This window comes from Lachnoclostridium phocaeense (assembly GCF_959599685.1).
Lineage (GTDB): Bacteria > Bacillota > Clostridia > Lachnospirales > Lachnospiraceae > Claveliimonas > Claveliimonas monacensis.
Map to the genome: position 1 here is coordinate 1 of NZ_CAUGIN010000031.1, position 16646 is coordinate 16646.

At 46.6% G+C, this 16646-nt stretch carries 17 protein-coding genes and 1 tRNA gene; 15 read left to right on the forward strand and 3 right to left on the reverse strand.

Going from position 1 to position 16646, the window contains the following annotated elements:
* The first annotated feature begins 246 nt into the window (after positions 1–246).
* From rpmH to rsmG, 8 genes are all read left to right on the forward strand, one after another.
* Positions 247–381, forward strand: a complete 135-nt coding sequence (rpmH, locus tag Q5911_RS12210; RefSeq protein ID WP_021859823.1) for a 50S ribosomal protein L34 — start codon at positions 247–249, stop codon at positions 379–381.
* A gap of 46 nt (positions 382–427) precedes the next feature.
* Positions 428–772 carry a ribonuclease P protein component gene (rnpA, locus tag Q5911_RS12215; RefSeq protein WP_076779863.1) on the forward strand — a complete coding sequence of 115 codons (345 nt, stop codon included), beginning with the start codon at positions 428–430 and terminating at the stop codon, positions 770–772.
* 16 nt (positions 773–788) lie between these two features.
* Positions 789–1001 carry a membrane protein insertion efficiency factor YidD gene (gene yidD / locus Q5911_RS12220; RefSeq protein ID WP_303183153.1) on the forward strand — a complete coding sequence of 71 codons (213 nt, stop codon included), beginning with the start codon at positions 789–791 and terminating at the stop codon, positions 999–1001.
* A gap of 76 nt (positions 1002–1077) precedes the next feature.
* The gene (locus Q5911_RS12225; RefSeq protein ID WP_076779868.1) at positions 1078–2151 is read left to right on the forward strand and encodes a YidC/Oxa1 family membrane protein insertase; all 1074 of its coding nucleotides are present in this window, start codon (positions 1078–1080) and stop codon (positions 2149–2151) included.
* 67 nt (positions 2152–2218) lie between these two features.
* The gene (jag, locus tag Q5911_RS12230) at positions 2219–3103 is read left to right on the forward strand and encodes an RNA-binding cell elongation regulator Jag/EloR (RefSeq protein ID WP_303183157.1); all 885 of its coding nucleotides are present in this window, start codon (positions 2219–2221) and stop codon (positions 3101–3103) included.
* A 56-nt stretch (positions 3104–3159) separates the two neighbouring features.
* On the forward strand, positions 3160–4557 hold the full coding sequence (gene mnmE / locus Q5911_RS12235; protein ID WP_303183161.1) for a tRNA uridine-5-carboxymethylaminomethyl(34) synthesis GTPase MnmE: 1398 nt from the start codon (positions 3160–3162) through the stop codon (positions 4555–4557).
* Positions 4523–6451, forward strand: a complete 1929-nt coding sequence (gene mnmG / locus Q5911_RS12240) for a tRNA uridine-5-carboxymethylaminomethyl(34) synthesis enzyme MnmG (RefSeq protein ID WP_303183163.1) — start codon at positions 4523–4525, stop codon at positions 6449–6451. The genes mnmE and mnmG overlap by 35 nt, the downstream gene beginning before the upstream one ends.
* 16 nt (positions 6452–6467) lie before the next feature.
* Positions 6468–7184, forward strand: coding sequence for a 16S rRNA (guanine(527)-N(7))-methyltransferase RsmG (gene rsmG, locus Q5911_RS12245; RefSeq protein WP_303183165.1), 717 nt, complete (start codon positions 6468–6470; stop codon positions 7182–7184).
* A gap of 37 nt (positions 7185–7221) precedes the next feature.
* Here rsmG and Q5911_RS12250 read toward each other — a convergent pair whose 3' ends face one another.
* A complete protein-coding gene (locus tag Q5911_RS12250) occupies positions 7222–8178 on the reverse strand; it encodes an alpha/beta fold hydrolase (RefSeq protein ID WP_303183167.1) in 957 nt (318 codons plus the stop codon).
* 241 nt (positions 8179–8419) lie between these two features.
* On the opposite strand from Q5911_RS12250, the gene Q5911_RS12255 reads away from it, so the two are divergent.
* The 6 genes from Q5911_RS12255 to Q5911_RS12280 all read left to right on the forward strand — a co-directional run bounded on the left by Q5911_RS12255 (position 8420) and on the right by Q5911_RS12280 (position 13072).
* Positions 8420–9184 carry a ParA family protein gene (locus tag Q5911_RS12255; RefSeq protein WP_303183169.1) on the forward strand — a complete coding sequence of 255 codons (765 nt, stop codon included), beginning with the start codon at positions 8420–8422 and terminating at the stop codon, positions 9182–9184.
* A 27-nt stretch (positions 9185–9211) separates the two neighbouring features.
* On the forward strand, positions 9212–10129 hold the full coding sequence (locus tag Q5911_RS12260) for a ParB/RepB/Spo0J family partition protein (protein ID WP_303183171.1): 918 nt from the start codon (positions 9212–9214) through the stop codon (positions 10127–10129).
* Entirely contained in the window at positions 10129–10704 is a 576-nt protein-coding gene (locus Q5911_RS12265; protein WP_076779886.1) for a DUF4446 family protein, read from the forward strand. Before Q5911_RS12260 ends, Q5911_RS12265 begins: the two co-directional genes overlap by 1 nt.
* A 2-nt stretch (positions 10705–10706) precedes the next feature.
* The gene (gene serS, locus Q5911_RS12270; protein WP_226395531.1) at positions 10707–11993 is read left to right on the forward strand and encodes a serine--tRNA ligase; all 1287 of its coding nucleotides are present in this window, start codon (positions 10707–10709) and stop codon (positions 11991–11993) included.
* Positions 11994–12003: 10 nt separating this feature from the next.
* Positions 12004–12879, forward strand: coding sequence for a DUF3881 family protein (locus tag Q5911_RS12275; protein WP_303183175.1), 876 nt, complete (start codon positions 12004–12006; stop codon positions 12877–12879).
* A gap of 121 nt (positions 12880–13000) precedes the next feature.
* Positions 13001–13072 (forward strand) — tRNA-Arg (locus tag Q5911_RS12280).
* A gap of 61 nt (positions 13073–13133) precedes the next feature.
* Here Q5911_RS12280 and Q5911_RS12285 read toward each other — a convergent pair.
* Positions 13134–13973, reverse strand: coding sequence for a pyridoxamine kinase (locus Q5911_RS12285; protein ID WP_303183177.1), 840 nt, complete (start codon positions 13971–13973; stop codon positions 13134–13136).
* A 248-nt stretch (positions 13974–14221) separates the two neighbouring features.
* Here Q5911_RS12285 and Q5911_RS12290 point away from each other — a divergent pair, with 248 nt between their 5' ends.
* On the forward strand, positions 14222–15904 hold the full coding sequence (locus Q5911_RS12290; RefSeq protein ID WP_076779942.1) for a phospho-sugar mutase: 1683 nt from the start codon (positions 14222–14224) through the stop codon (positions 15902–15904).
* A 54-nt stretch (positions 15905–15958) separates the two neighbouring features.
* Here the strand turns inward: Q5911_RS12290 and Q5911_RS12295 are convergent, their stop codons facing one another.
* Positions 15959–16633, reverse strand: coding sequence for a Crp/Fnr family transcriptional regulator (locus Q5911_RS12295; RefSeq protein ID WP_303183180.1), 675 nt, complete (start codon positions 16631–16633; stop codon positions 15959–15961).
* Positions 16634–16646 lie beyond the last annotated feature (13 nt).

A 16646-nucleotide genomic window follows, 5' to 3' on the forward strand; every position in this document is an offset into this window, starting at 1 on the left:
TCCCACGATATGCGAATATTGGGTAGGATTGTGAGAGTGCGCAGCACGGAACAATCCGTAGGCATCGTAGTCCCGGGCTTTTGACCCCAACATCATTATATAATGCCATGGGCGCAGCTGAGAGGAAAAACTTTATGAAATCATCGGTTTTGCTTGACTTCACGGGATTTATTGCATATAATCAAAACTGATGTCTAGGAAAAGAGCGGGAGTATTCCTGTGTAAAATATAAGGAGGTGGATATCTATGAAAATGACATTCCAGCCAAAAAAGAGACAGAGAGCAAAGGTTCATGGTTTCAGATCCAGAATGAGCACAGCAGGCGGAAGAAAAGTTCTTGCTGCAAGAAGAGCTAAAGGAAGAAAGAAATTATCAGCGTAGGCCGCATCTTTGTGGCCTTTTCTTCTCTTAAAATCAGGAGATGAAAATGAAATTTTCCGAATCACTGAAAAAAAACAGAGATTTTCAGCACGTCTATAAAAACGGAAGATCCCATGCCAACCGGTATCTGGTCATGTATGAACTTGACAATGGTCTGGATAAGAACAGACTGGGGATTTCCGTCAGCAAGAAGGTTGGCAACAGCATTGTCAGGCACAGGCTGACAAGATTAATACGTGAAAGTTATCGTCTGAATGAAGAATTGTTCCCATGTGGTAAAGATATAGTGGTCATAGCCAGAGTGGCAGCGAAAGGAAGAAGCTGCCGCGAGATTGAAAGTGCACTTCTGCATCTGGGGCGTCTTCACAAGATGATACAGATAAATCAATAAAGCGGAGTGATGTGTCGTGAAAAAGATTTTGATAGGTCTGGTGAAAATTTATCAGAAACATCTGTCGCCTCTCAAGGGACATTCTACATGTATCTATTTTCCTACATGCTCCCAGTATGCAGTGGAGGCAATTGAAAAGTACGGAGCGCTCAAGGGAGGGCTTCTGGCTGTCTGGAGGATACTCCGCTGTAATCCTTTTGCTAAAGGAGGCTACGATCCGGTTCCGTAGCAATGTAAAATATCAGGATAAAATGCAGGCCGGGGCGATCTGATCGTCTGATCGCGTAAACGGAGGAAAAGAAAATATGGAAGGTGTAGTATTGACAGCTGCAAACTGGCCGATCATAGGACAGATTGCGGATCTGCTCGGTATTGTCATGAATTTTATCTACGAGATATTAGATAAGATTCTTCCCTCAGATGTAGGTCTGGTGGGACTGTCGATCATCTTATACACGATACTTGTATATATGATCATGATGCCGCTTACTATCAAGCAGCAGAGAACATCCAAGATGACTGCGGTCATGAACCCTGAACTTCAGGCAATTCAGAAAAAGTATAAGAACAAAAGAGACCAGGCATCTCAGATGAAGATGCAGGAGGAAATGCAGCAGGTATATGATAAATACGGGACGTCCATGACAGGCGGATGTCTTCCCATGCTTCTCCAGATGGTGCTTCTGTTCGCCCTGTACCCGGTTGTTTACCAGATGGAGGACTATGTTCCCGCAATCAAGAATGCACCGGCTGATGTGCAGAAATTCCTGACCATCCCGGATCTGTCTCTTTCACCGATGCAGCTGTTCTCTGACAGAGCACAGATTTCTGAGCAGTTTGGTGTGTCAGCAGTGGTTCTGGTCATCACAGCGATCGCTCTTCCGGCCATATCTGTTCTCACACAGTTCCTGAGTATGAAACTGTCACAGGCTCTCTCAGGACAGGCTATGGATAAGGATAATCCGATGTACAGCACAATGAGGACAATGAACATTACCATGCCTCTGTTTTCACTGTTCGTCGTTGTATCACTTCCGGCAGGTCTTGGTATTTACTGGATCATCAGTGCTGTGGTAAGATGTCTGCAGCAGGTATTTATCAATCGTCATCTGAAGAAGATATCTGTGGATGAGCTCATTGAGAAGAATAAAGAGAAAGCCGCTAAGAAGCGGGAAAAGAGGGGCGAGAGGGCAGAGAAGATCAATGCTATGGCCCAGACAAACACAAGGAGCATTCAGAGCAAGGCAAAGACATCTGTACAGACTGACAAAGACAGAGAAGAGAAACTCCAGAAAGCTGTAAACAACAAAAACAAAGAAAAAGAGGGCAGCCTTGCCTCAAAGGCAAATCTGGTTAAAAAGTACAACGAAAATAATTAAAACACAGGAAGGGACTTTTTCTTAAATGGAGGAGTCCCTCTAAGTGGATATAGGGAGGGAGAACATAATGGAAGGCAGACGCGCAGAAGAGATTACAGTATCAGCAAAGACACTGGATGATGCCATCACAGAAGCTCTGGTCCAGCTTGGCGTGACAAGTGACAGACTGGAATATGATGTCATCGAAAAGGGAAGCCCTGGATTTCTCGGAATTGGCATGAAGCAGGCTGTGATCCGGGCCTGGAGAAAAGAAGAACCGAAAGAAGAGAGTGTGGATGAGATCGCGGAGGAGCTGATCAAAGAGGCAGTTCCGACAGACATCACTCTTGATACCAAAGAAGAAAAAGAGCCGAAAAAGCCCAAAAAAGAAAACAAAGAGCCCAGGAAGGCAGCTCAGAAATCCGGCAAAAAGGAAATAAAAAAAGAACAGAAGAAAGAGGCAAAACCGGAGGAGAAGACAGAGCCGCGGCATGAGACAGAGCTGGCAAAAGTGGAGGACGCCACTATAAAAGAGTGCGAGACATTCCTTCAGAATGTTCTCCAGGCTATGCATATGGAAGTGGAGCTTTGCTCCAAGGTCGACGAGGAGGGAGCACTCTCCATTGAGATGAAGGGCGACAATATGGGTATCCTCATTGGAAAAAGAGGACAGACCCTTGACTCACTCCAGTATCTGACAAACAGGGTTGCAAACAAGATGCAGGCCGGCTATGTGCGGGTGAAACTTGACACGGAGGATTACAGGGAAAGAAGAAAAGAGACTCTGGAAAATCTTGCAAGAAATATTGCTCACAAAGTGAAAAGGACAAGAAAGCCGGTTACTCTTGAGCCGATGAATCCCTATGAGAGAAGGATCATCCACTCTGCTCTGCAGGGAGACAAAAATGTGACAACGCACAGTGAGGGCGAGGAGCCTTACCGCCGCGTAGTTGTGACACTGGTGAGAAAATAAGAAAGGCAGAGGTTTTAACCTCTGCCTTTTTAACTCCGGGGAAAGGAGAGATATATATGTACAGCGAGAGCAGCACCATTGCCGCCATATCTACTTCCATGTCCGAGGCGGGGATAGGCATTGTGAGAATGAGCGGAGAAGATGCCTTTCAGATTGCGGACATGATATACAGAGGAAAAAACAATAAGAGGCTTTCTGATCAAAAGTCCCACACCATCCACTACGGGTATATTGAGGAGAATGGTGAGACGATTGACGAAGTTCTTGTCATGCTTATGAGAGGACCACGCACATTTACAGGCGAAGATACAGTGGAGATCGACTGCCACGGCGGCGTCTATGTATTAAGAAGAGTGCTGGAGGCATGTATCCATGCGGGCGCCAGGCCGGCTCAGCCGGGGGAATTTACCAAGAGGGCTTTCCTGAACGGAAAGATGGATCTGTCTCAGGCTGAGGCTGTCATAGATGTCATACAATCTCAGAATGACTACGCCTTAAAAAGTTCGGTCAGCCAGCTCAGGGGAAGTGTAAAGAAAAAAATAGATAATATAAGAAACAAAATACTTTATCATACTGCTTTTATTGAGTCGGCCCTGGATGATCCGGAGCATATCAGCATCGAGGGCTATGCACAGGTCCTGGAGAGGGATGTGAAAGAGCTTAAGGGCAGGCTGGACAGCCTTCTGGCCTCCGCCGATGACGGGCGCGTCATGAAGGAGGGAATCAAGACGGTTATCGTTGGAAAGCCCAATGCCGGTAAATCTTCCATACTGAATATGCTCCTGGGGGAGGAACGGGCCATCGTCACAGACATAGCGGGTACTACCAGGGATATTCTTCAGGAGCATATGAACCTGCAGGGCATTTCCCTGAACATTGTAGATACAGCCGGGATAAGAAAAACCGATGACAGGGTGGAAAAGATCGGTGTGGACAGAGCTCTGAGCCAGGCTAAGGAGGCGGATCTTATCATCTACGTGGTGGACTCCTCCATGCCCCTGGATGACAATGACCGGAAGATTTTTCAGTTTATAACAGGAAAAAAGGCGATCATCCTTCTAAATAAGTCTGACCTGGAACGCAGGACCGGAGAGGAACAGATCCGGCAGATGTGCGCGGAGAGAGGGATGAAAGATACTCCTGTCATATCTGTCTCCGCAAAAGAAGAAGAGGGGATGGATGAGATGGAGCACGCGGTAAAAGAGCTGTTCTATCACGGGAATCTTTCTTTTAACAGCGAGGTGTACATCACAAACGCAAGGCATAAGCATGAACTGGAAAGAGCATATGGAAGCCTTGAAAAGGTATTGGAAAGCATACGTATGGATATGCCGGAGGATTTTTATTCCATTGATCTGATGGATGCATATGAGTCACTGGGAAATATTACAGGAGAGACAGTAGGAGAGGATCTTGTCAATGAAATTTTCAGCAAATTCTGTATGGGAAAATAAAGACCAATATGACGTGGCTGTCATTGGCGCCGGGCACGCCGGATGTGAGGCGGCGCTGGCATGTGCCAGATTGGGGTTTCGAACGATCGTGTTTACAGTCAGTGTGGACAGCATCGCCCTTATGCCCTGCAATCCCAATATAGGGGGAACATCCAAGGGGCATCTGGTGAGGGAAGTGGACGCTCTGGGCGGTGAGATGGGAAAGGTCATCGACCGCACCTTTATCCAGTCCAAGATGCTCAATAAATCCAAGGGTCCGGCAGTACATTCACTTCGCGCCCAGGCTGACAAAGCCCTCTACAGCAGAACTATGAGGCAGGTGCTGGAGAGCCAGGAAAATTTGGAGATCAAGCAGGCAGAAGTGGTAAATATCCTGACAGAGGATGTAGATGGAAGAAAGAAAGTCACAGGTGTGCAGACATATTCAGGCGCTGTATTTCGCTGTCAGGCGGTCATTCTCTGCACAGGTACATATCTGAAGGCGCGCTGCATTTACGGGGATGTGAGCACAAATACGGGCCCCAACGGGCTGCAGGCAGCCAACTATCTGACGGAGTGCCTGAAGGATCTGGGAGTGAAGATGTACAGATTCAAGACCGGGACACCTGCCAGGATTGACCGGAATACCGTTGATTTCAGTAAGATGGAGGAGCAGAAGGGGGATGAGAGGATCGTACCCTTCTCCTTTACAACTGACCCGGAGAGTATCCAGAAGGACCAGGTGTCCTGCTGGCTGACTTACACCAATGAGAGGACCCATGAGATCATAAGGAAAAATCTGGACAGATCGCCTCTGTTTTCGGGCATGATCGAGGGAACAGGCCCCAGATACTGCCCTTCCATAGAGGATAAGGTAGTGAAATTTGCGGATAAAAGCCGGCATCAGGTCTTCATCGAGCCGGAGGGTCTGGAGACCAACGAGATGTATATAGGGGGTATGTCCAGTTCTCTTCCCGAAGATGTCCAGTATGAGATGTACCGGTCTGTCCCCGGACTTGAACATGTAAAGATTGTGAGAAATGCCTACGCTATTGAGTACGACTGCATAGATGCCAGACAGCTTAGGCCGACTCTGGAATTCCGGAATATTGACGGCCTTTTCAGCGGCGGTCAGTTTAATGGAAGTTCCGGATATGAGGAGGCAGCGGCCCAGGGACTTCTGGCAGGTATTAACGCCGCCAGAAAGCTGCAGGGAAAAGAAGGCGTGATCCTGGACCGGTCAGAGGCCTACATCGGTGTGCTTGTAGACGATCTTGTCACAAAGGAAAGCCACGAGCCCTACAGGATGATGACATCCAGGGCTGAGTACCGTCTTCTACTCAGGCAGGATAACGCAGATCAGAGGCTGACAGCCAAGGGATATGAGATAGGATTGATTGATCAGGAGAGATATGAGCGGCTCCTTAAGAAAGAAAAACTTATAGAGACAGAGATGGAGCGGCTGAAGAAGACTTATGTGGGGACGACAGAGGAAGTGCAGAAGCTTCTGGAAGAGAATGGTAGTACGCCCCTGACGTCAGGTTCCAATTTGGCGGAGCTGGTAAGGCGCCCGGAACTTTCCTACGAGATCTTATTGCCTCTGGATCATAACAGGCCGGAATTTCCGAATGACCTGAGAGAGGAAGTCCAGGAACAGGTTAACATAAATATAAAATATGAGGGATATATATCCAGACAGAAAAAGCAGGTAGAGCAGTTTAAAAAGATGGAGAGCAAGAAGATTCCGGAAAATATTGACTATGATCAGGTGAAGGGCCTGCGGATAGAGGCTGTACAGAAGCTGAAAGAGTACCAGCCGGTATCTGTGGGGCAGGCATCCCGCATATCCGGTGTGTCACCTGCGGATATCTCTGTACTCCTTGTTTATATGGAACAGTTAAAAAGCAATAGATAAAGCGGCAGGAGATTTTATGGAAGAAAGAATATTCGATAGTAAGTTAAAACAGCTTGGGATTGTTCTGACAGATAAAATGAAAGAACAGTTTGACAGATACTTTGAGCTTCTCGTAGAATGGAACAAGGTGATGAATCTTACAGGGATTACAGAGTATGAGGAGGTGAATGAAAAGCATTTCCTGGACAGCCTTGCCATTGTAAAAGTACAAGATATGGAGCAGGTCTCTACGGTCATCGATATCGGGACAGGGGCCGGATTCCCGGGTATCCCACTGAAGATTGCTTTTCCCCACCTCAAAGTTACACTGTTGGATTCCCTGAATAAGAGAATTAAGTTTTTAAACAGCGTCATTCAGGAACTTTCACTTGAGGATATCTGTGCGCTCCACGGCAGAGCAGAAGACTATGCAAAGAAAAGTGAGCACAGAGAGGCATATGATCTCTGTGTATCCAGGGCTGTGGCGAATCTGGCTACGCTCTCGGAATACTGTCTGCCCTATGTGAAAAAGGGTGGTATGTTCATACCTTACAAATCAGGAGAAATAGAGGAGGAATTGCAAAATTCAAAGAAAGCGGTGTCGATCCTGGGAGGAGAAATTGAACAGGTGGAGAAATTCTGTCTTCCGGAGAGTGATATAGCAAGATCCTTTATAAAAATAGAAAAGAAAAAAAGTACACCCGGAAAATTTCCAAGGAAAGCCGGACTTCCAACAAAGGAACCGCTGCAATAGCAGCGGTTCCTTTGTTGATTCTTTATATGATCGTTCACTACTCTATGTCGAGACATATTTTAATTTGCTCAAGAAGTTTGTCTGGAGTTTCCAGCTGTGGCAGATATCCTGACTCAGTAATGTGGAAGATCTCAATGGAAGGAAGAATCTTCTGATACTCTGCAGCCTCGCTTTTGTTTCTCTCATTATCCCCTGTTACTATGAAGATACTATTGGACAGATCTTTTAAATAGAGCATTATATTTGCAGTCAGGTAGTTTCCGCTGAGACTTGCAAAAAGATACTTTGAGGATGCATTTCCATAGTGAGCAGCTTCATAGTAAGTCATAATCTCTTCATGTTTGATCTTACTCTTGTCATAAAAGTAATACTCTCTGAAATGTTTCTCTATATTATCCTTTCGCACAAGTATATTATATAAAAGCGTTCCAATGAGAGGAAGAAGGATCAGTTTTGTCAGTATGCGGCTGCTGTTTGTTGGAATATGTGCTGTTGTATATATGTCAGCCGGGTTTATCATAACGATGTTGTCAATGATTTCCCTGTTATTCTGACAGGCTCCCAGGATAAAAGAGGAAGACTGTCCAGTTACGATCACGTCACTTTTTTCTTTTATGACATTTTTTATAAAATCATTGATAAGCTGTACATACAGATAGTTTGTATAGGTAAGGTTCGGCTTGTCCGAACGTCCACATCCAAGTAGATCCAGTGAGTAGACTGTCCGGGTTTTGGCAAGTGTTTTGATCACATTTTTCCATTCATACTCTGAACTGGAGGTGGTCAGATCATGTACAAGGAGAAGAGGAGTGCCTTGTCCCTGTTTTGTGTAAAATATTTTTCCAAATTTCCAGTCATAATAGGTTTCAGACGAAGAACTGAGCAAATGGTCTATTGTGGCTGAAATATGGATAGCTTTATTTATCAGATGTATACCGACGGAGGTTGCTCCCGTAAGAATTGTCGTAATCGTAAGGGCTTTTTTCCAACTCATAAGAAATTCTCCTTTCTGTAGGTTATACAAATAGTTTACCATATCTTGAATAAGAACTAAAGTAATATCTGCATAAAATGTTTCACGTGAAACATCAGAGTAAAAAAGTGGACAAAAGAGAAATGTTTCACGTGAAACATTTAGGAAAAACAGAAAAAATATGTTTCACGTGAAACATATTCTGGAATATAAAAGAGAAAGGTGATATACTAGTAATAATCACTGAGAGAGGTAAAGTAAAATGGGAAGAATAATAGCAATCGCCAACCAGAAGGGTGGGGTCGGGAAAACGACAACAGCCATTAATCTTTCAGCATGCCTGGCAGAAAAAGGAAAGAAAGTGCTTGCAATCGATATGGACCCCCAGGGAAATATGACCAGTGGATTAGGCGTGGATAAAGACAGCATTGAAAAGACAGTATATGACCTGATCATCGGAGAAGCCCAGATTGAGGAAATAATCTGCAAAGAAGTGTTGGAGAATTTGGATGTTCTTCCAACAAACATAGACCTTTCAGCTGCTGAAATAGAATTAATAGGCATTGAAAACAAGGAATACATTATAAAAAATGAAGTGGAGAAGGTAAAAGAAAACTATGATTTCATCATTATCGATTGTCCGCCTTCCCTGAGTATGCTGACGATCAACGCGATGACAACTGCAGACTCTGTGCTCGTTCCTATTCAATGTGAATATTACGCACTGGAAGGATTGAGTCAGCTCATACATACAATTGAACTCGTGAAGGAGCGTCTGAACTCAAATCTTGAGATAGAGGGCGTTGTGTTTACTATGTATGATGCGAGAACTAATCTTTCACTGCAGGTCGTTGAGAATGTAAAGGACAACCTAAATCAGAATATCTACAAGACGATCATACCGAGAAATATCAGACTGGCGGAGGCGCCGAGCTACGGAATGCCCATTAACCAGTATGATCCAAAATCATCTGGAGCAGAAAGCTACAGACTGCTCGCGGATGAAGTGATAGAAAAAGAGGAATAGCAGAAAAACAGAAGGTGGAGGAAAAATATGCCGGTAAAAAGAAAGGGGCTGGGAAAAGGACTGGACAGTCTGATCCCGGAAAATAAATCTGCTAAAGTATCCAGCTCTGAGAGTAAAAAGACAGAAGAAACAGCCGAATTAAAAAGCGGCGAGCAGATGATGAAGATCAATATGGTGGAGCCAAACAGAGAGCAGCCGAGAAGAAATTTTGAGGAGGATGCTCTTCTCGAATTGGCTGACTCTATCAAACAGTATGGTGTGCTTCAGCCTCTGATTGTCAGAAAAAGGAATGATTACTACGAGATTATTGCTGGTGAGAGAAGATGGCGTGCTGCAAAGATGGCGGGGGTGAAAGAAGTTCCTGTCATCATAAAAGAATATAATGAGCAGGAAATACTGGAGATTGCTTTGATCGAGAATATCCAGAGAGAAAACCTCAATCCAATCGAGGAGGCTATGGCTTTTAAAAAGCTGCTGGAGGAATTCAATCTCAAGCAGGATGAAGTGGCAGAGAGAGTATCGAAGAGCAGGACAGCCGTCACAAACTCAATGCGTCTTTTGAAACTGGACCAGAGAGTGCAGCAGATGATCATAGATGATATGATCAGTACAGGACATGCGAGAGCCCTTCTTGCCATTGACGATCCGGAACAGCAGTATATGCTGGCTAACAAGATTTTTGATGAAAAGCTGAGTGTCCGGGAGACAGAGAAGCTTATCAAAGAGATCAAAAATCCAAAGAAGCAGAAAGAAAAGAAAGTTATTGAAAATGCTTTTATATACGAAGATATAGAAGATAAGATGAAACAGGTGCTTGGCACTAAGGTGCATGTGGCATCAAAAGGAAAAGGAAAGGGAAAAATAGAAATAGAATATTATTCGGATAAAGAATTAGAACGTATGTTCGATATGATCATGTCCATAGGAAAAGGAGAACAGATTTAATGGAAAGTGCAATCTTACAAAGACTGGGAATAGATCCGGCATTTATTTTTCTGTTTATGCTGATACTGATCATTGCCCTCTTCGTATTGTATGTGAATGTCAGTATGAAGTACGACCGTCTGAAAAACAGCTACAACTCGTTTATGAAAGGAAAAGATGGAAAGACTTTAGAGGAAAGTCTTCTCTCAAAATTCTCAGAGATAGACGGACTTGCGAAGCTGACAAAACAGAACAGACAGGATGTCAAAGATATTTACCGCAAAATGGAGAAAGACTTCAAAAAGGTCGGTATCGTCAAGTATGACGCATTTAATGAAATGGGTGGAAAACTGAGTTTTGCCCTGGCCATGCTGGATGGAAACAACAGTGGATGGGTTATTAATGCCATGCACAGCAGAGAAGGCTGCTATACTTATATAAAAGAGATCGTCAAGGGTGAGAGCTACGTGGAACTTGCGGAGGAAGAGACAGAGGCTCTGGACCGCGCGATCTTCAGCGAGGCCTACAGCATGGATGTGAAGGAAACAAAGGAAAACAAAAAGAGAACGAATAAGAGTGAAAGGGATGAGGTGTAAAAATGCTTGATATCAAATTTGTAAGAAACAACCCGGATGTAGTAAAAGAGAATATAAAGAAGAAATTTCAGGATGAGAAGCTTCCTCTTGTAGATGAAGTTCTTGAGCTGGATAAGAGAAACAGAGAGATCAAACAGGAAGTGGAGGTCCTCAGAGCTGAGAGAAACAAGATTTCAAAAGAGATCGGCGCCTGCATGGCACAGGGCAAAAAAGAGGAAGCTGAGGAGCTGAAAAAGAAAGTACAGGCAAACGCAGACAGGGTGGAGAGCCTTTCAACAGAGGAAAAAGATGTGGAGGCAAATATCAAAAAGATCATGATGACCATCCCCAACATCATCGACCCGTCTGTACCGATCGGAAAAGACGACAGCGAGAACGTAGAGATCGAGAAATTCGGTGAGCCTGTAGTTCCTGACTTTGAGATTCCTTACCATACAGAGATCATGGAGAGCTTCAACGGCATCGACCTGGAGAGCGCCGGAAGAGTAGCTGGAAACGGCTTCTACTATCTGATGGGCGATATCGCAAGACTTCACTCCGCAGTCCTTGCCTATGCGAGAGATTTCATGATCGACAGAGGATTCACATACTGTGTGCCTCCTTTCATGATCCGGAGCAACGTGGTGACCGGAGTTATGAGTTTTGCGGAGATGGATTCCATGATGTATAAGATCGAGGGAGAGGACCTGTACCTGATCGGAACAAGTGAGCACTCCATGATCGGAAAATTCATTGATACTATGCTGGAGGAGGAACAGCTTCCCCAGACACTGACATCCTACTCTCCCTGCTTCCGGAAAGAAAAAGGAGCGCACGGCATCGAGGAGAGAGGTGTCTACAGGATCCATCAGTTCGAAAAACAGGAGATGATCGTTGTCTGCAAGCCTGAGGACAGCATGAAGTGGTATGACAAACTGTGGCAGAACACAGTGGATCTGTTCCGCTCTCTGGATATCCCTGTGCGCACACTGGAGTGCTGCTCCGGTGACCTTGCGGATCTGAAAGTGAAATCCTGCGATGTGGAGGCATGGTCTCCGAGACAGAAGAAATACTTTGAGGTGGGCAGCTGCTCAAACCTGGGAGATGCACAGGCAAGACGTCTTGGTATCCGCGTAAAGGGAGCAGAAGGAAAATATTTTGCCCACACTCTGAATAACACAGTAGTAGCGCCGCCTAGAATGCTGATCGCTTTTCTGGAGAACAACCTGCAGGCAGATGGCTCTGTGAGAATTCCGGAAGTGCTGCGTCCATATATGGGTGGGCATGACAAGATTGAAAAGAAAAAATAATAGGTGACAGATGCATAAATATTTAAGGTCAATTGGTTATGGCTGTATTAAGTCAAGGACAGAGCTGAATAAATTTCTGAAGACAATAGAGAACGATTATACATGCCATGAACTGGTCTCTCTGGACGAGGAGGCAGACTTCTGTGAATATCAGAAGGAATGCGGGGCAGGCATAGGAGTTGCCGTATGCGGGGATATGGATATGCGCGAGACATTTTACAGACAATACTACTATCCATATTTTATCGGAAGCGGCATCTCCTCTTACGCTGACATTGTTGTCGAAAAAAGGATGGACCGGGAAGCCTACGTGGGCATATGCGAAGATGTGAAGGTGGGCGTCAGCCTGATCTTCCATCTGCAGAATACAGTGGAATATATAAAAGAAAAACAGCTCTCCGGTGACAGGCTGAAATTCGGCTCTGTGACCCTGGCGGGGCTGTGCAATTCCGGGACAGTCCTTCTTCCTGTTATGAAAAGCAAAGAGACAGAGAGGAGAAGAAGGGAGGAATCCCGGAACAGGATGATGCTCCTCAGTGCGGCCAGAAACGGAGATCAGGCTGCCATGGAGAGCCTGACACTGGATGACATTGATATTTATTCAAAAGTTTCAAAACGCCTTGTGACAGAGGATGTATTCAGTATTGTGGATACGTATTTTATGCCGTACGGGGTGGAGTGTGACAGATATTCGATCCTGGGAGAGATCCTGCATGTACATACTATCCAGAACCAGGAGACGGGAGAAGAGCTCTACGTCATGAAGCTGGATGTGAATGAGCTGGAGTTTGATGTCTGTGTGCCGGTAAAGGGCGTGTTTGGAGAACCGGCCCAGGGACGCAGATTTAAGGCAAATATGTGGCTGCAGGGCAGAATTAATTTCTGATACTGAAAAAATGGCAGGGACAGCTTTGGAAAAGCTGCTTCCTGCCATGAAAATAAAAATAACAGTTGATTTTGAACTTACAAGATGATAAAATAACTAAGTACGAAATAAATATATTTATGTTCCCTTAGTAAAATGGATATTACGGATCCCTCCTAAGGATCAAGTGCAGGTTCGATTCCTGCAGGGAACGCTATGAAGACAGCGTCTTTGCATTTGCAAGGGCGCTGTTTTCGTCTGTGGGAAAAGCAGACCTAGCCCAGTCTTTTTTCCAGTTCCCGGCACAGCCAGGGGATCTGGGACTCGAACTCTGCACCGTACCATCTGGCTTCACTGGAGCGGGAAGTGACCTCAATACACTCCACCACATAATCAGCTGCCAGTGAGAGGGCATCTCCCAGGGAGAGACCCCGCATCAGCCCTCCAAAGGCAGTGGAGGAGTAGAGATCTCCGGTTCCGTGGTAGCTCTGGGGACATTTTTTTGTAAAGTATGAGAAAGAGTTTCCGTCCTGGTCTAAGCTGGCGATGCCCAGTTTGTTTGGCTCATAGCTGACGCCTGTGAGGACGGCTGTCCAGCATCCCAGTTTGAGAAGACGCTGCAGGAGCTCTGTGATGTAAGAAGGGTCATATTCTGTCTTATATGGCATTCCGGTAAGGAGGCAGCCCTCTGTGATATTGGGCAGGATCACGTCTGCTTTGGCACAGACCTCTGCCATAGCTGCCGGGAAATCCTGGTCAAAGGCCGGATATAATTTTCCATTGTCCGCCATGGCCGGATCGACCAGGATCAGATTATCCCGGGTGCGGAAATGGTCAAAGAAATCCGAGATCTGTCCGCACTGCTGTCTGGAAGCCAGATAGCCGGTGTAGATCCCGTCAAAGGAGATGCCTTCCTTTTTCCATGCCTCAGAGATAGGCTGGATCTGAGCGGACAGATCTACGCAGGTGAAATTTTGAAACATAGTGTGGGTGGAGAGAACAGCTGTTGGAAGAATGCCGCACTCCACGCCCATAGCAGAGATGACTGGGAGAGCTACTGTGGTAGAGCAGCGCCCCACGCAGGAAATATCCTGAAGAGTAACAATTCGTTTCATAGTGTCGTACCGCCTCCTGATCTTATGATTGTACTGGAAATATAACAGAAAGTGAACTGGTTGAAAATAGCCAAAACAGTGAAAAATGACCAGACCAGTTTGAAAAAGACTGTGCAGCTTCATCCCAGGTGCGGGCGGGCAATACCTGATTTACAGATTGCCGTCCGGCGCCAAACATGGTATATTATTAGTAAGTGTTGTATTTTTACACAAAAAAATAAAAAAAGCAAGTAGTAGGAGTGGTAAACATGTATCAGGAAGATTACAAGCGTTGGCTGGAAGCGGATCTGGAAGATGCAGATCTTCATCCTGAGCTGGCCAGGATCGAGGGAAACGAAGAAGAGATCAAGGAGCGTTTTGCGGTGGCTCTGAAATTTGGTACAGCCGGACTTCGGGGTGTTCTGGGAGCGGGGACAAACCGCATGAACATCTATGTAGTCAGACAGGCTACACAGGGTCTTGCCAACTGGGTGAAGACGCAGGGCGGCACACAGACTGTTGCCATCAGTTATGACAGCCGTCTCAAGAGCGATATATTTGCAAAGAACGCGGCAGGTGTTCTGGCTGCCAACGGCATCAAGGTCAGGATCTACGATGCGCTCATGCCGGTGCCGGCGCTCTCCTTTGCGACCCGCTACTATAACTGCAACGCAGGTGTTATGGTAACTGCTTCCCACAACCCTGCCAAATACAATGGATACAAGGCCTACGGACCGGACGGATGCCAGATGACAGACGATGCGGCTGCCATCGTGTACGAAGAGATACAGAAGACGGACGTGCTGACAGGGGCAAAATACATGTCATTTGCACAGGGCGTGGAAGAAGGATGGATCCGCTTTGTAGGCGACGACTGCAAGAAGGCGCTCTACGATGCCATCGAGTCCAGACAGGTTCGCCCGGGTCTTTGCAGGACAGCCGGCCTGAAACTGGTGTACAGCCCGCTGAACGGATCAGGACTGGTGCCGGTGACACAGGTGCTGAAAGATATCGGCATCACAGATATTACCATTGTCCCGGATCAGGAGTACCCCAATGGATACTTTACCACATGCAGCTACCCCAATCCGGAGATCTTCGAGGCGCTTGAGCAGGGACTGAACCTGGCAAAAGAGACAGGGGCAGACCTGATGCTGGCTACAGACCCGGATGCAGACCGGGTGGGCATTGCCATGAAATGCCCGGACGGCTCCTACGAGCTGGTAAGCGGAAATGAAGTGGGAGTGCTGCTCCTGGACTACATATGCGCAGGGCGCATTGAAAAGGGAACCATGCCTGAGAAGGCAGTGGCAGTGAAATCCATCGTGTCCACACCGCTGGCAGATGCAGTGGCAGAACACTATGGTGTAGAGCTCCGCAGTGTGCTGACAGGTTTCAAATGGATCGGAGACCAGATCGCGCAGCTGGAGGAAGCAGGGGAAGTGGACCGGTTCATCTTCGGATTTGAGGAGAGCTACGGATATCTGGCAGGACCTTATGTGCGTGACAAAGACGCAGTGATAGGCTCCATGCTGATCTGCGAGATGGCAGCTTACTACAGGAGCATCGGAAGCTCTCTGAAGCAGAGAATGGAAGAGATCTATGCGCAGTATGGACGCTACCTCAACAAGGTGGACAGCTTTGAGTTCCCGGGCCTGAGCGGCATGGACAAGATGGCCGGAATCATGCAGGGACTTCGGGACAAACCGCTGGAAGATATCGCCGGATACAAGGTGGCCAGCGTGACAGATTACACAAAGCCGGAGGAGACAGGACTTCCTTCTGCCAACGTGCTGATCTACAAACTGGAGAACAACGAGACCGTGATCGTCCGTCCCTCCGGTACAGAGCCAAAGATCAAGATCTACTACACAACGCTGGGAAAAGACCTGGCAGAGGCTCAGGCAGAGAAAGACAAGCTGGCAGAGGCTATGAAGTCTGTGATGGCATAAGAACGTAAGAAAAAGAAATCGCTGCAGTGGCTGCGGCGATTTCTTTTTTTATGGCTATTCTCTTTTCAGGTACTCCCTGGCCTTTTGCTGCTGCTCCTCTGTCATGGAGATCTTCCCTTTGGTGATACCCACAAGCCCCTTCTCCTTCAGCTTGCGGATGGTCCGGTTCAGCGTCTTTACAGAGATCCCGGTCTCCTCGTGGATCTCCTCCCGGGTGCGTTTTACAATGCTGGAATGGGATTCCTCTATGTACTGAAGGATGTAGGCCAGGAGAAGATGCTGAGGCGGGTAGAACAGACGGTTGCCACGGTTGTAGGAGGAACGGTACAGCTTGTAGGCCACCTTCTGGGATACAAGCCGGAGGAAGTGGATGTCCTTTGCGATCCAGTCCTCGAAATCTTTTCTGGTGAAATAGAGGACCGTGCACTCCGTGGTAGTCTCAAGTGTGACAGAAGTGCGGGATTTGCCGGCAAGGATGGCCACCTCCCCCACAAAGTCAATGGGATCGTTTCTCTCGATCATAAATACGTTTCCATTCTCAAATTCATTGATGACCCGGTGGTATCCCTCACAGACGATGCCGAAATAATCCAGCTCGGCATCTTTCTGGTGGATGATGGTCCCGGGCGGATAGGTGCGGATGGTGCAGCGGTCCCGCAGCTCGTCGGGCATATAGCGGATATACGTTTCCAATTCCGGTACTTTTATCAGTAATTCTGGCAGTGTCACGACAAATCTCCCT

Excerpts from the sequence above, each read along its gene's own strand:
- mnmG (WP_303183163.1), top strand. The coding sequence starts at position 4,523 with ATGAAATTTTCAGCAAATTCTGTATGGGAAAATAAAGACCAATATGAC.
- jag (WP_303183157.1), top strand. The coding sequence starts at position 2,219 with ATGGAAGGCAGACGCGCAGAAGAGATTACAGTATCAGCAAAGACACTG.
- rnpA (WP_076779863.1), top strand. The coding sequence starts at position 428 with ATGAAATTTTCCGAATCACTGAAAAAAAACAGAGATTTTCAGCACGTC.
- rsmG (WP_303183165.1), top strand. The coding sequence starts at position 6,468 with ATGGAAGAAAGAATATTCGATAGTAAGTTAAAACAGCTTGGGATTGTT.
- Q5911_RS12255 (WP_303183169.1), top strand. The coding sequence starts at position 8,420 with ATGGGAAGAATAATAGCAATCGCCAACCAGAAGGGTGGGGTCGGGAAA.
- Q5911_RS12265 (WP_076779886.1), top strand. The coding sequence starts at position 10,129 with ATGGAAAGTGCAATCTTACAAAGACTGGGAATAGATCCGGCATTTATT.
- rpmH (WP_021859823.1), top strand. The coding sequence starts at position 247 with ATGAAAATGACATTCCAGCCAAAAAAGAGACAGAGAGCAAAGGTTCAT.
- mnmE (WP_303183161.1), top strand. The coding sequence starts at position 3,160 with ATGTACAGCGAGAGCAGCACCATTGCCGCCATATCTACTTCCATGTCC.
- Q5911_RS12225 (WP_076779868.1), top strand. The coding sequence starts at position 1,078 with ATGGAAGGTGTAGTATTGACAGCTGCAAACTGGCCGATCATAGGACAG.
- Q5911_RS12260 (WP_303183171.1), top strand. The coding sequence starts at position 9,212 with ATGCCGGTAAAAAGAAAGGGGCTGGGAAAAGGACTGGACAGTCTGATC.
- Q5911_RS12250 (WP_303183167.1), bottom strand. The coding sequence starts at position 8,178 with ATGAGTTGGAAAAAAGCCCTTACGATTACGACAATTCTTACGGGAGCA.
- Q5911_RS12285 (WP_303183177.1), bottom strand. The coding sequence starts at position 13,973 with ATGAAACGAATTGTTACTCTTCAGGATATTTCCTGCGTGGGGCGCTGC.
- serS (WP_226395531.1), top strand. The coding sequence starts at position 10,707 with ATGCTTGATATCAAATTTGTAAGAAACAACCCGGATGTAGTAAAAGAG.
- Q5911_RS12290 (WP_076779942.1), top strand. The coding sequence starts at position 14,222 with ATGTATCAGGAAGATTACAAGCGTTGGCTGGAAGCGGATCTGGAAGAT.
- Q5911_RS12275 (WP_303183175.1), top strand. The coding sequence starts at position 12,004 with ATGCATAAATATTTAAGGTCAATTGGTTATGGCTGTATTAAGTCAAGG.